Source organism: Salinicola lusitanus, assembly GCF_038648475.1.
GTDB lineage: Bacteria > Pseudomonadota > Gammaproteobacteria > Pseudomonadales > Halomonadaceae > Salinicola > Salinicola lusitanus.
On sequence record NZ_CP151919.1, the window covers coordinates 1038319 to 1051090 of the forward strand.

Annotated in this window: 12 protein-coding genes; 2 read left to right on the top strand and 10 right to left on the bottom strand. The window is 64.7% G+C overall.

Translation table 11 applies throughout. The features are described 5' to 3' along the window. Positions 1 to 12: 12 nt before the first annotated feature. Together AAGT95_RS04835 and AAGT95_RS04840 are read right to left on the bottom strand one after the other, a co-directional pair. Entirely contained in the window at positions 13 to 1020 is a 1008-nt protein-coding gene (locus AAGT95_RS04835) for a Bug family tripartite tricarboxylate transporter substrate binding protein (RefSeq protein ID WP_110601412.1), read from the bottom strand. 101 nt (positions 1021 to 1121) lie between these two features. Continuing rightward, entirely contained in the window at positions 1122 to 2288 is a 1167-nt protein-coding gene (locus AAGT95_RS04840) for an ROK family transcriptional regulator (protein WP_342595708.1), read from the bottom strand. Between the two features lie 153 nt (positions 2289 to 2441). Here AAGT95_RS04840 and AAGT95_RS04845 point away from each other — a divergent pair, with 153 nt between their 5' ends. Further along, entirely contained in the window at positions 2442 to 2744 is a 303-nt protein-coding gene (locus tag AAGT95_RS04845; protein ID WP_342595709.1) for a hypothetical protein, read from the top strand. A gap of 61 nt (positions 2745 to 2805) precedes the next feature. On the opposite strand, the gene AAGT95_RS04850 is transcribed toward AAGT95_RS04845, so the two are convergent. The 7 genes from AAGT95_RS04850 to AAGT95_RS04880 form a co-directional block, all read right to left on the bottom strand. Then, complete coding sequence (locus AAGT95_RS04850) at positions 2806 to 3813, bottom strand: Ldh family oxidoreductase (RefSeq protein ID WP_342595710.1); 1008 nt, start codon at positions 3811 to 3813, stop codon at positions 2806 to 2808. Continuing rightward, the gene (locus tag AAGT95_RS04855) at positions 3810 to 4184 is read right to left on the bottom strand and encodes an NAD(P)-dependent oxidoreductase (protein ID WP_342595711.1); all 375 of its coding nucleotides are present in this window, start codon (positions 4182 to 4184) and stop codon (positions 3810 to 3812) included. The genes AAGT95_RS04850 and AAGT95_RS04855 overlap by 4 nt, the downstream gene beginning before the upstream one ends. 362 nt (positions 4185 to 4546) lie before the next feature. After that, positions 4547 to 6343, bottom strand: a complete 1797-nt coding sequence (locus AAGT95_RS04860) for an alkaline phosphatase family protein (RefSeq protein WP_342595712.1) — start codon at positions 6341 to 6343, stop codon at positions 4547 to 4549. A 21-nt stretch (positions 6344 to 6364) separates the two neighbouring features. Beyond that, positions 6365 to 7513, bottom strand: coding sequence for a mandelate racemase/muconate lactonizing enzyme family protein (locus tag AAGT95_RS04865; RefSeq protein WP_342595713.1), 1149 nt, complete (start codon positions 7511 to 7513; stop codon positions 6365 to 6367). Between the two features lie 10 nt (positions 7514 to 7523). Continuing rightward, positions 7524 to 9050 (bottom strand): tripartite tricarboxylate transporter permease, encoded by a 1527-nt coding sequence (locus tag AAGT95_RS04870; protein ID WP_342595714.1) that lies wholly within the window; start codon positions 9048 to 9050, stop codon positions 7524 to 7526. Position 9051: 1 nt separating this feature from the next. Beyond that, positions 9052 to 9504 carry a tripartite tricarboxylate transporter TctB family protein gene (locus AAGT95_RS04875; RefSeq protein ID WP_110601424.1) on the bottom strand — a complete coding sequence of 151 codons (453 nt, stop codon included), beginning with the start codon at positions 9502 to 9504 and terminating at the stop codon, positions 9052 to 9054. A gap of 31 nt (positions 9505 to 9535) precedes the next feature. After that, positions 9536 to 10465 carry a tripartite tricarboxylate transporter substrate binding protein gene (locus tag AAGT95_RS04880; RefSeq protein WP_342595715.1) on the bottom strand — a complete coding sequence of 310 codons (930 nt, stop codon included), beginning with the start codon at positions 10463 to 10465 and terminating at the stop codon, positions 9536 to 9538. A 463-nt stretch (positions 10466 to 10928) separates the two neighbouring features. On the opposite strand from AAGT95_RS04880, the gene AAGT95_RS04885 reads away from it, so the two are divergent. Next, positions 10929 to 11951, top strand: a complete 1023-nt coding sequence (locus AAGT95_RS04885; RefSeq protein WP_342595716.1) for a LacI family DNA-binding transcriptional regulator — start codon at positions 10929 to 10931, stop codon at positions 11949 to 11951. 377 nt (positions 11952 to 12328) lie between these two features. Here the strand turns inward: AAGT95_RS04885 and AAGT95_RS04890 are convergent, their stop codons facing one another. After that, on the bottom strand, positions 12329 to 12754 hold the full coding sequence (locus tag AAGT95_RS04890) for a hypothetical protein (RefSeq protein WP_342595717.1): 426 nt from the start codon (positions 12752 to 12754) through the stop codon (positions 12329 to 12331). Positions 12755 to 12772: the final 18 nt, after the last annotated feature.

Sequence of the window (12772 nt, forward strand, 5' to 3'; positions counted from 1 at the left end):
GGTATCAGCGGATCAGTGCGTCAGCCCCAGGCTGTCGCCAATGGCGCGATAGCGCTCGAAATCCTGCTTTGCGAATTCGGTGAAGTCCGCCCCGTTCAGGTAGGCCGGGTCATCACCGAGCTGACGGGTTGCCTCGAGCCAGGCGTCCGACCGGGTGAGCTCGGCGAGCGCCCGATTCCAGCTATCGACGACATCCTGGGGCAGGTCTTTCGGTCCGGCGACGCCGCGCCAACCGACAATGGAGACATCGGGCAGCCCCAGTTCGGTGTAGGTCGGTACGTCCGGCAGCGCGTCGATACGCTCGGGCGTCGTCACCGCCAACGCCTTGACTTGGTCGCCCTGAATGGCGGAGGCCACGGACGGCAGGTTGGCCTGCACGAAATCCACCTCGCCCTGCATCAGCGCGAGCATGGCCGCCGGGTCCGAGTCGTAGTGCACCGGCGTTGCGGCCTCGGTCGGAATGTCCAGCGCCTGGTAGAGCAGAATCGGGCCGAGATGCGTCACCTGCCCTACCCCCGCCGTGCCGTAGCGCAGCTTGCCCTGCCGGGTCTCGAGCGCCTGCTGGAACTCGGCGAAATCGGCATAGGTGCCGTTACGCACGATCAGCACGTTGGGGTTGATCTGCGTGCGTCCGAGGTAGGTCACGTCGTCGTAGTGGTACGGGAGATCCGGGTTGAGCGCCGGGCGGAGGACGTTGGAGCCGATCGCCGCCATCAGTAGCGTGTAACCGTCGGCAGCGCTGTCGATCACCTGCTTGGTGCCCACCGCACCGCCGGCACCGGGCACGTTGATCACCGCAATGTCGGCGCCGATGATCGGCGGCAGCTCCTTGGCCAGCACCCGGGCAGCGAGATCGGTCGAGCCGCCGGGGCCGAACGGCACCACCAGGCGGATCGGTTGGGAGGGGTAATCGCCATCGGCTCGCGCCGGGCCGGCAGCCGCCATGGTCAACGTCGACAGTACCGCCAGGCCGACGGCCAGCCCCTTGAGAGGGCGAGAGAGATTCGCTACAAAAGTCATGGTGTTTCCCTTCCTATTGGTGTTGTTGGATTTAGGAAAAACGCTGTTTTTGTCATTGCTGTGCGGCTTTCAGCCGTGATCCTTCACGCTCCCGTGCTAGCTCATGCCTGCATCTCGGCCAGAAAGACCTGGCGATGCAACGCCAGTCGGGCGGCAGCGTCCTCCAATCGGGTAGAGACGACCGTCAGCTCGCCGTCCCAGCCGAAAGGATCCCGCTCGTTGGGGCTCAAGGCCTGGCGAACCCCCTGTTGATAACTTTCCATCTGCGCGACCGGCCCTGACAGCGCGATACGCTCGGGCGAGGCGATGACGATGCTCGACTTCAAGGCCTCGCCGAGCTGTTCGCCGGCGCGCTCGAGTTCATACGCGATCGTGGAATCGCTCGCCGCGCACGCGAGGACCTCGAACAGTCGGCTGGCCAGCGCGGGAGAGTGCTGCTGGGGCCGCTCGTAGCCCTCGGCACTGCCCAGGCGTCGCAGTACGGCGTACCCCGACGCCACGGTGTTGAGGCACCCCCGTCGACCACAGTTGCAAAGCGCCTCGACGCCCGCCACCGGCATATGTCCCATCGAGGCCAGCGTCTGCGAGCGCGCGCGAACCACCTTGCCATCGACGATCAGGCTGGAGCCGATACCCAGCGCCACCGACACCAGCAGCGACGAGCGCGTTCCCGCCGCCGCCCCGAAAGCGCACTCCGTCGAGTTGAGTGCGTTCTGCATCGTCTCGACGAATACCGGCGGGCCGAGCGACGCCTCCAGCCACTCGGCAACCGGGATCTGGAACCAGCCGATGTCCGGTGAGCTCTCTACCCGCCTGCCCGTGGGGTCGACCTGCCCCGCGCAGGCCACCCCCGTCGCGACCACCTGGTCGAGCGCGATACCGCACTCACTCAGCGCTTCCCTGGCAGCCGTGGCCAGCGCGCTCAAGGAGGCCCTGGGGTCCGGGCTCCAGGAGCGCGAAACTCCACGCCGCGCGAGGACCGTCCCGGTCAGGTTGGCGACTGCCACCGTCTGCTGATAGGCATTGATCGCGATACCAATCACGAAATGTTCATCGGCACACAGATGCAGTTCGATGGCGCGCCGGCCGGGTTGGCGCTTCTCGATCAGCGCCTCGCCCTCGCGCAGATAGCGCGCGTCGATCAACTGCTGCGTCAGCCGGGTCACCGTCGAGGGGTTGATCCCGACGTTCGCCGCCAGCTGGCTTCGCGGCATCGGCCCGCGTAGCAGCAGTTCGGTCAGTAGCCTGCGAATTTGGAGGGTCAGCATTCACGCCTCTTGATTAATTGCTTTATCAAAGCAATTAAATAATCAGACTAACGTCGAAGAGAGTCAACAGGGTTTGGCAAGATTGTGCGATGGACTGCGATAAACGCAGCGGGAGGGAGGACGGCAGGGGAGTGGCGAGCACCTGGATGAGACATGGCACCACGGCCGATGTCCCCGGGATGGCCGCGTTGTGGTCGATTACCCCAACGTGGCGCGCGTTATCTGCGGGCACGTGCATCGCCGATCTTCCAGCGCTTCGCCGGCACCCTCGCCAGCTGCTGCTTCAGCGCCGCCCTCGATCTGCGCGAGGACGGCCCTTCCGCCTTCGTCATGGAGCCGCCGGGGTACCAGCTCCACCTCTGGCGCGCCAATGAAGTGATCACCCACCACCGCGTGATCGGCGACCATGCCGGGCCCTACCCGTTGCACGAGGCGGGCGGCCTGATCGACGATTGAGGCACCGGTGGCGCAGACGTTTTCCCAGCGCGGGGGTGCCCGGCTGTCGTTCAGGCTGCCATCAGAGCGGCTTCCCGGCGTAGCGCTGCAGCGAGTCGATCAGCGCTTCCGGCAGCTGGATGCCGTCGGCCTCGAACTGGCGTCTCAAGCCGTAGCGCCGCTGCCCCGGGAGCCGCACGCCCTCTTGCGAGAGCATCGCCGAGAACAGCCGCTCGGCCCGGGCCAGATAGCCGGCGCCGAAGCGATCGGGATCGAACGCCAGCAGCAGATGCGCGACACTGGGCGGCTCTCCCTCCGCGTCGAAGAACGAGGTCGCCTCGAAGCCGAAGTGGCCGCCCGTGAGCCCGGCCGTGAGCAGCTCGATCATCAGTGCCAGCGAAGCGCCCTTGGCGTCGCCCATGGGCACCATGCTGCCAGCGAGGGCGGCATCGGGATCGGTGGTATCGCGGCCTTCGACATCGATGGCCCAGCCGGCAGGAATCGTGTCGCCGGCCTTCTTGGCCAGCATCACCTTGCCCCGCGCCACCTTGGACAGCGACAGATCGATCACCAGCGGTTCGGCCGAGGCTCGCGGGGAGGCGAAGGCGATCGGGTTGGTGCCGAACAGCGGTACCCTTCCCCCCCAGGGCGCCATGGCGGAGGGCGCGTTGCTGAACGCCATCGCCAGCAGGCCGGACCGGGCCAGCGACTCCACCGGATGGCCGGCGACCCCGAAGTGATGGGAGCGCCGGATCGCGATAGCGGCCACCCCCAGTTCCTTCGCCACCGGCAGGACACGGTCGACCCCCGCCGCGATGGCCGGAAACGCCAGCCCGTGTCCGGCGTCGACGTGAACCACGCTGCCGCGGACCTGGACGTCGGGGACGGCGTTACTCACGACCTTGCCGCTCAGGATCTGGTCGAGATAGAACGGCAGTCGAGCCAGGCCATGGGAGGAGAGACCGTCGCATTCGGCGGCGACCAGCGCCCGGCCAGTGATATCGGCCTCGCGGGCGCCCACGCCCGCCGCCTGCAGGGCCTGCGTTGCCAGCTCGCGGGCCTGGGGGATCGACAGTCGCCGATGGCTCATGCGTTGCCCTCCAGTACCCGGCTCACGTTGCGGGCGGTCATGGCGCTGATATTGACGTTCGACTCATGGGTGACGCCGGCGACATGGGGCGTCAGCACCAGGTTGCAGCCACTGGCCCGCCTCAAGCCGCTGTCGGCGGGCAGGGGCTCGCGTTCGAACACATCGAGCATGGCGCCACCGATGCGCCCTTCGCACAAGGCATCGGCGAGTGCCGACTCGTCGACGATTCCGCCGCGAGCGGTGTTGATCAGCACGCTGCCTGGGTGCAGGGAAGCGATCGCCTCGGTCACGCCATCGCTGCGGCTTAGCAGGGACTCGAGTGTCTCGACGGTAGTGGCATCCATGAACTCGCCGATCACCACGTCAAACATGTCATGACTCCATCTGTCGGTAACAGTCGTCGTAGGGCTGCCAAGGTCGTTGGCGTGCCCAGCGTGAAACAGCATGACCGCCAAACAGCATCCCGCGCGGTAGATCGAAGATGAAATAGGGATGGATCGTTGGCAGTGCGCTGACGGCATCCAGTCTGGCACGCTGACGAGCCGATAGCGTCACCTTCAGGGCCGCGATGTTCGCCTACAGCTGTGTCGGACGACTCGGACCGAGCAACAGCACCCCCCTCCTCGTATCACCGATGAGCCAAGCGAGCGCGACTTGCGCCACGCTCACGTCGATTTCTGCGGCCACTACGCGCGCTCACCGACTTTCTCAAGGTTTGACGTACCGACCGATCCTATCGCAGCTCCGACTCCACCAATCCCTCAAGCACCTTCCCCTCCAGCGAATCGGTGGAGAGTCCCAGTAGCCGGGCGAACGTCGCCCCGGCGCTGTCCATGCGCTGGATGCCGCGAGCGGTATCGAACGCCAGCTCGACGTCGGGCCGAATGCCGGCGCCGTGGAAGAACGCCACGCCGTGGTTGGAGGCGAACCCAGTGCTGGCGGTGGGCACCTGCGGGCCGTGGTTGGCGCCGGGGGTGACGAGTTCGGCGACGGTATCGCCCCGCTGGTTGGTGCCCCAGACGAAACCGGGGGCATAGGCGAAGAGCACGTCGCCCATCCGCTCGCCCCAGTAGCCGAGCGGGCTGGCGTCCTGCTTCTTGAGCGCCAGCGCGACCACGTTGCGCTCGCCGCCCGGCGTGTCGACATACCAGGTGTTCAGCGCCTTGAGGATGCGCGTCTGCACGCGATCGATCTCGCCACTCGGCACGAGGTCGCGATTGACGAAGATCTCCAGCCCACCGCGCTCGTCCTTGAGGAAGGCCTGGCTCGTGGCCACATCAGGCTTGCCCTCGCCATCGATCGTGCACAGGTCGAATTCCGCCAACCGCCTGTGGATATCACAGAGGTGGGAGTTGGGGACGTCACCGTGATCGGAGGCGAGCACCAGCGTGGTGTCGTCATCGCAGCCGGCCAGCGCCCGGCCCACGGCGTCGTCGAGAATGCGGTACGAGTGCCGGATCACCTCGAGATAACGCGCGTGATCGCTGGCGGTGTAGAACTTGGATTCGGGATCGCACTGGGCGAGACAGGTGTGGTGGGTCTCGTCGTTGAGCCGGAACACCGTGGCGAAGAGCGAAAATCCCTCGTCGCCCAGCAGTGTCAGCGCGCTGTCGACCAGCCATTCGAGCTGGTAGCGCCCCTCCTCGAAGCTGGTCTCGAAGTAGCGGGTATCGGGGTCGGCGGAGACCGCCCACTTGGAGATGAACGGGCCGTGGCGCTCGATCAGTCGGCGCGCCAGGCCCGGCCTGCCGCTGCTGCCTTCCGGGGCGGCGATCTGGGACTGCAGCAGGTCGATCCTGCCGTTGGCGACATCGAGATCGAGCAGCTTGAAGCGCACCGCCGCCGGCTTGCCTTCGAGGGCATGCTCGTCCGCCAGCGGGAGCCAGTCGCTCCATTCGCCGACGCTGAGGCTCGCTTCGGCCCGCGCCAACTGGAGCCGAAGCCGCTCGCCGTCGAGACGCAGCATTACCGGCACCGGCTTGTCACGATGGGCAGGGATCAAGGCGACGAAACCGTCATCCGTGCGCTCGATGGCGAAGCGATTGTGCTTCTGGTGATGGGCCAGCGTGCCGGTGGGCGGCCAGCCCAGCGCCTCGCTCGACGGCGTCGAGGTCCACCGGTCGAGATCGGTGCTGTGCAGGCACGCCGGCGCCAGCTCCATCGGCGCGGGGCCACTGCCGCTCCAGAACGGGGCGAAGCAGAGATCGCGCTCGCCCGCGGGCACCAGGCTTTCGGGAAAATGGACCAGCGCGGCACGATGGCCGGCGTCGCGCATCAGCTCCAGCAGGTGTCCGGTGCCGCTGGGCGGCTGGCGCTGGCCGACCCAGCTGGTGCCGGGCGCCTGGCCGGTGAGAAAGCTGACGAAGTTGGTGTCGCCCCAGGTCGAGATATAGGGCAGCAGCCGCGTGGAGCCACCTTCGTCGCGCAGGCGCTGAATATTCGGCAGCGCGCCCTCGGCGCAGAAGCGCTCGACCAGCTCGGGGATCAACCCGTCGACGCCCAGCAGCAAGATTTTACGATTCCGACTCATGAGGCTCTCCTGGGGCACGACTCAGCGAATGGTGTAGTGATCGATGACCGCGCGATCGATCTCGATCCCGAGACCAGGCTTGTCGAGCACCTCGACGCAGCCGCTGGCGTTGAGCTGGAACTCGCCGCCAATCAGCTCCTGACGGAACGGATGCGCCGATTGATCGTACTCGAGCATCGGTTCGTCGGGGGTGAGCGAGAGCGGCTGCGGCGGCAAGGTGGCGATCAGCTGCACAGCCGCCGCCAGACCGATACCGGTGCCCCAGACGTGCGGCATCACCGGCACGTGAAAGGCCTGGGCCAAGGCGGCGATCTTGCGGCATTCGGTCAGCCCACCGGCGGCGCCGATATCGGGCTGGATCACGTCCAACGCCCCTTCGCTGATCCAGTCCCGGTAGCCGATCTTGGAGTACTCGTTCTCGCCGGCGGCGATCCAGGTACGCGAAACGCCCTTGAGCTCGCGATAGCCGTGGCGGTTCTCCGGGCTCAGCGGCTCCTCGAACAGGTGAACCCGGCTCTCCTCCAGCTCCATCAAGATGCGCCGTGCCGCCGGCACGCTGTAGGCGCAGTTGGCATCCATCATCAGCGCGATCTCATCGCCCACGGCCTCGCGCACCGCGCGCATGTCGCGCAGGTCCGCCTCGATGCCGAAGCCGGTCTTGATCTTCATCGCGCGGTAGCCGTTGGCCTGATGACGCAGCGCCTCTTCGACCACTTCCTCGGGATAGTTGCCGCCCTCGCGACGATAGAAGCCAGTGGCGTAGGGGCGTATCTGATGGCGGAACGCGCCACCCATCAAGCGGTGGATCGGCTGGCCCAGCGCCTTGCCGGCCAGATCCCACAGCGCGGTGTCGATGGCGGCGATGCCGAACAGCGCCACGCCCTTCTGACCGTAGGGGCGGGAGTGGTTGTACATCGTCTCCCACAAGACTTCGCGCTCGAAAACCGAGCGTCCGATCACCAGCGGCTTGAGCGCGTACTCGACCATCGCCTGGGCGACCTGCGGCGGCTGCAGGCCGTGGTTGACGCATTCGCCCCAGCCGACCAGGCCATCCTCGGAGTGAACCTCCACCAGCATGGCGGTGCGCTGACGCACCCAGCCCTGGGAGAACGAGAACGGCTGATCCAGCGGCGCGGCGAGAACGTGAGTCTTGATATCGGTGATCTTCATGCAGGATCCCTTATTCGGAAACGGGTTGAGCGGAGGCAGCCTTGCGGCGAGTCGCGACTCTCGCCCGCCACTCGAGCACGCCCGCCGTCACCGTCCAGATCAGAAATAGCCCGATCAGCACGAACAGCGTGGTGGCGATACCGCTATGGGTGAAGAACGACAGGAAGTCGCCCCGCGAGATCAACAGCCCCCGGCGCAGCGAACTCTCCAGCGCTGGCCCCAGCACCATGCCGATCACCAGCGGTGCCAGCGGATAGCCGCCGCGGCGCAGCACATAGGCGAGAATGCCGGTCAGCGCCGCGACCACCAGGTCCAGCGGATTGCCGCGTACCGACACGGCACCGATGAAGCTGAACATCACGATGCCGCCCATGACGAAGCCCAGCGGCAGCTTGAACAGATAGCGGAACAGGCCGATGGAGGGCTTGCTCAGAACCAGCATGGCGACGTTGACGATGATCAGCACCACGAACAGCGCGTAGACCGTCTGCGCCTGGTCCTGCATCAGCCGTACCCCCGGGGTGATGCCGTGGATCACCATGGCACCCATCATCATCGCCGTGACCACATCGCCGGGGATGCCCAGCGCCAGGGTGGGAATGAAGGCGCTGCCGGTCACCGCATTGTTGGAGGACTCCGAGGCGATGATGCCGTCCGGCTCGCCCTTGCCCAGATTGGCCCGCCGCGGCGACAGTTTCTGGGCCGCGGCATAGCTGATGAAGGCCGCCGCGGCCGCGCCGGTACCCGGCAAGGCGCCGACGAAACTGCCGATGAAAGAGCCGCGCACCAGTTCGATCAGGCGTCGGCCGATATCGCGCAGGCCGGGAAAGCGCAACCGTGCCTCCGGAATGGTGGTGGCCTCCTCGTCCCGAGAGGAGAAACGCACGAAGACTTCCGACAGCGCGAAGGCGCCCACCACCACCGGAATCAGATCCAGCCCGGAGCTGAGCGCATAGGTGCCGAAGGTGAAGCGGTCGGCGCCGGTGATGGGATCGCTGCCTACCATCGAGAAGAAGAAGCCCATCATCCCGCAGACGAGGCCCTTGAGCAGGCTGCCGCGGGAGATCCCGACGATGCAGAGCATCGCCAGGCAGACCAGCGCGAAGACCTCGATCGAACCGAAATTGACCGCGAACTTGGCCAGCTGCGGGGCGCAGAAGATCAGCAGCACGCAGGAGAGCACGCCGCCGAAGAACGAGGCGAAGGTCGCCCAGCCGAGTGCTTCGTCGACCCGGCCCTGCTGGGTCATCGGGTAGCCGTCGAACGTCGTTGCCGCCGACTGCGGCGTACCGGGCGTATTGATCAGGATCGCGGTGATCGACCCGCCGTAGACCGAACCGCAGTAGACACCGATCAACAGCGCCATGCTGGTGATGACATCCATGCCGAAGGTGAACGGCAGAAAGATCGTCAAGCCCACCACCGAGCCCAGCCCGGGCAGCCCACCGATGATGATGCCCGCCCAGGTGCCGATCACGATGGCGAGCAGCGCCTTCCAGGTGAAGGCGTCGCCGACCGCCGCCAGAATCACGTCCATCTCAGATCACTCCATTCGTAAGCAGCGCCGGCAACCGGATCATCAGCACGTGATGGAACAGGAACCACAGCCCGCCGCCGATCACGATCGTTCCCAGCACCAACGGCAGCGGCCGCCGGATTCGAAACAGCCATAGCGTCAGCGCCACCAGCGGCAGCACCGGGATCAGGAAACCGAGGCTCGCCGTGGCCACCGCGGCGATCAGCACCGCCGCCATCAAAAGCGGCAGCGGCGAGCGCGCCCTTGGCGCCTTCGCCGTGCGTTGCCTCGGTGCTTGGCGGATCAGCTCGCCGACCAATATCGCCAGGGCCATCACACACCAGATCGTGAGCACGATACGCGGCACCAGCATGGCGCTCTCGGGCCCCTGCCAGGCGGTGATCGAGAGCCCTGCACCGGCCACCAGCAGCGCCAGTGCAGTCAGGACCCGAGGATGTATCAAGGTTGCCAACATGGATCGCGACTCCTGATGAGCGGTGGACGGATTACTGTGTCAGCCCCGCATCCTCGAGCACCTGCTTGTTGGCCTCGAAGCGCTTCTGAACGAACGCCTTGAAGTCGTCCGGCCCGAGATAGGCGATGTTCGCCTTGGCCTTGTCGGCAAAGGTCTTGAACTTGTCCGATTCGACGGTCGCCTTGCACGCCTCGGCGTACTGCTTGGCACGCTCGTCCGAGATCCCCTTGGGCGCGACGACACCCTGCCAGACCGAGAAATCCAGCGCCGGCAGGCCAAGCTCCTCGATCGTCGGCACGTCGTCATAACCCTCGACGCGGTGATCGGCGAATACCGCCAGCGGGCGCAGATCGTAGTTCTCGAGGATGGTTTCGGTGTCCGCCATGATCTGGATCTCGTTGCCGGCCAGCGCGTTCATCGCCGGGCCCGAGCCGCTGTAGGGCACGTGTTCGGCCTTGAGATCACTGTTGACCACGGTCGCCGCCATGGCGAGATGCGGCAGCGTCCCCGGACCGGAGGAGCCATAGAGGAACGGCTGATCCTGGGATTCCTCCACCAGCTGCTGGAACGAGGTGATATCGGAGGACTTCGAGACCATCAGGAACATCGGGTTGGAAACGGTGCGGCAGATGTAGGTGAAGCTGTCCGGACCGTAGGGCAACTTCTTCAGCGAGGGCTGGATCGACAGCGCACCGGCAGGCTCGTAGCCGATGATATTGGGGTTGCCCTCGCTGTTGGCGACCTCCGCCGTGCCCACCGTGGCGCTGGCACCGGCGACATTGCGCACCACCGACGTGACACCCAGCTGTTGCGAAAAGGTCGGCTCGAAGCTGCGGGCGACGATATCGGTCGCACCACCTGCCGCGAACGGCACGATGATCTCCAGATTGTCGGCCGCCATGGCCGCATGAGTGGTGCCGATCAGGGCCAGGGCGGCCAGGGAATAGCGCAGTGACTTCATGGTTGGCTCCATTTCGTAGCGCTGCGAAAAAAACCGAAACCAGCGCTGCCTTTAGATAATTGGTCTCATTCGAGACCATTCAGGAGAATTCGCTCTCGACATGGCTTAAAATCGTAGCGCTACGAATGAACGCTAACAACGCGTCGACATCGTCCATTCGTCGTAGACCCCGACCCAGGTCGCGGTCCGAGCGCGGCGCTTCTCCCCTTACGAAGCGCCGCGCCAGGCCCGTTACACTAGCGGGCGGGCCCTACGCTTTGTCTGAAAAATGCTGCACTCGCCCATACGGCGTTAAAAATTGACTCAAGATGCTCATTTACACCTCGTAAACTCCGCTCTTTCGTCAATTTTTGCCTTGTCTGGTCATCGCTCGCCGGTTTTTCAGACAGAGCTGAGAGGGGGACGAAAAAATTCATCTGCTTATCCGGTCCGAGCGCGGGGTCGGAGACGAGGTAACGGAATCTTGGCCAAACGACGACGACGCGGTTCGCAGCGCGTCACCATGGGGGAAGTCGCCAGACTGGCAGACGTGTCACCGAGCACGGTGTCACTCTATCTACGTCGGCCGGACGAGGTCTCCCTTGGGCGCGCCGAGAAGATCCAGGCGGCCATCGACCGGCTGGGCTACCTGCCCAACACCATGGCCGGCGGGCTGGCATCGTCGCGCTCCAACGTGATCGGCGTGCTGGTGCCCACCATCACCAACTCGTTCTTCTCGGAGACGCTGGAAACCCTCGAGCGTCATCTGCGAAGCGCCGGTTATCAACTGCTGATCGGCAACACCGAATTCGACGACTCGCGGGAAGAGGAACTGATTCGCTCGATTCTGAGCTGGAACCCCGCCGGCCTGGTGCTGACCGGCTTCCTGCACACCCGCAAGTCGCTATCGGTGCTGGCCAACAACGATACGCCCATCGTCGAGATGTGGGACTACGGCCAGCCGGGGCTGGACATGGTGGTGGGATTTTCCCACCACACCTGTGGCCGCCTGGTGGCCGAGCACATGCTGCGGCAGGGACGCCGACGGATGGCGTTCGTCAGCACCAACTTCGAGCGCGACGTGCGCGCGCGGGATCGCTACCACGGCTTTCGAGAGACAGTGGAAGCCGCCGGCGGGACGGTCGAGCTGCGGGAGCTGAGCGGACGCAGCCACGCCGAGAAGACCGGGCGGCTGACTCGAGCGCTGATGCAGGATCATCCGGAGATCGAAGCCATTGCCTGTTCCAACGACATGGTGGCGCTCGGCGTGCTGTGCGAGTGCCAGCGACAGAAGTGGGATATTCCTGGCCACATCGCCCTTGCCGGCTTCGGCAACCTGGACTTCACCACCAGCACCGTCCCCCCGCTCACCACTATCGAACCGCCACGCCGTGAGATCGGCCAGCACACCGCCCGGCTGCTGCTGGCCAGCCTCGCCAGCGAACTCCCGGAGGCGGAGAAACGTCTGGACCTGGGAGTGAAGCTGGTGGAACGAGAAAGCGTTTGAGGGCATCGGTCATCCGAGAAGGCGAGGTAAAGCCCTGTGGCGTCCTGAGCCGCCGGTAGCGTGATGCAGCGCCTTGGATAGACATGCTCAGGATTGCCGCGGTAGGGAAAATCGTCATCGTCGGCCGGTGTGTGGGTATCAGCATCAATCAGCCCAGGTGCGTCAGAGGCAAGCGCCAGCAGCTCGTCATAAGAAACGTCGATATATTCGATCAAGTAATCGTTCCCGCCGACGACATCTCCCCTACCACCACGGCGAGCGTCATTGAAGACAGGTCAATGGCTGCCTGTCTTGCGCATTGCAATCAAAATCGCCGAACCTTGTAACCGCCAACACCTTCTGCTCCCTCAACCTGATACTTTTGATAGATAGCCACTTTATTGTGAAAACGGTTTGACCGTAAATCTAACCGCTTCGCCTGAGTCACTCGTGTACTTAGAAACCTCACACTCATCTAGGGCTTCCAACCGTTCACCTGAGTTGACTTCCGCCTTATAAACAGAAGTATGATTAGGATCACTAGACCCAATAGACCCAAGCTGTTGATGCAACTTGGCTGCCCCAGTGGCCAGCACTTCCCCCTTGCTTTTGAAAGCAATGCTCACATGACCTTCTGGGGGAGGGCCCATGACTGGGGCAGTTGCAACGACAACAGCCTTTGCATCATCTGACTTGTAGAAGATGTTGCCAGGCTCGCACTCGAGAATACTTACGACGGCTTCCACCTTATCAGGCTGATCCTCTTCGCAGCCCGACAAGAAAACCAAAAGCCCACACAAAAGAAATACGCCTATACTTTTCAAAACAAAGTCTCCCAAGAG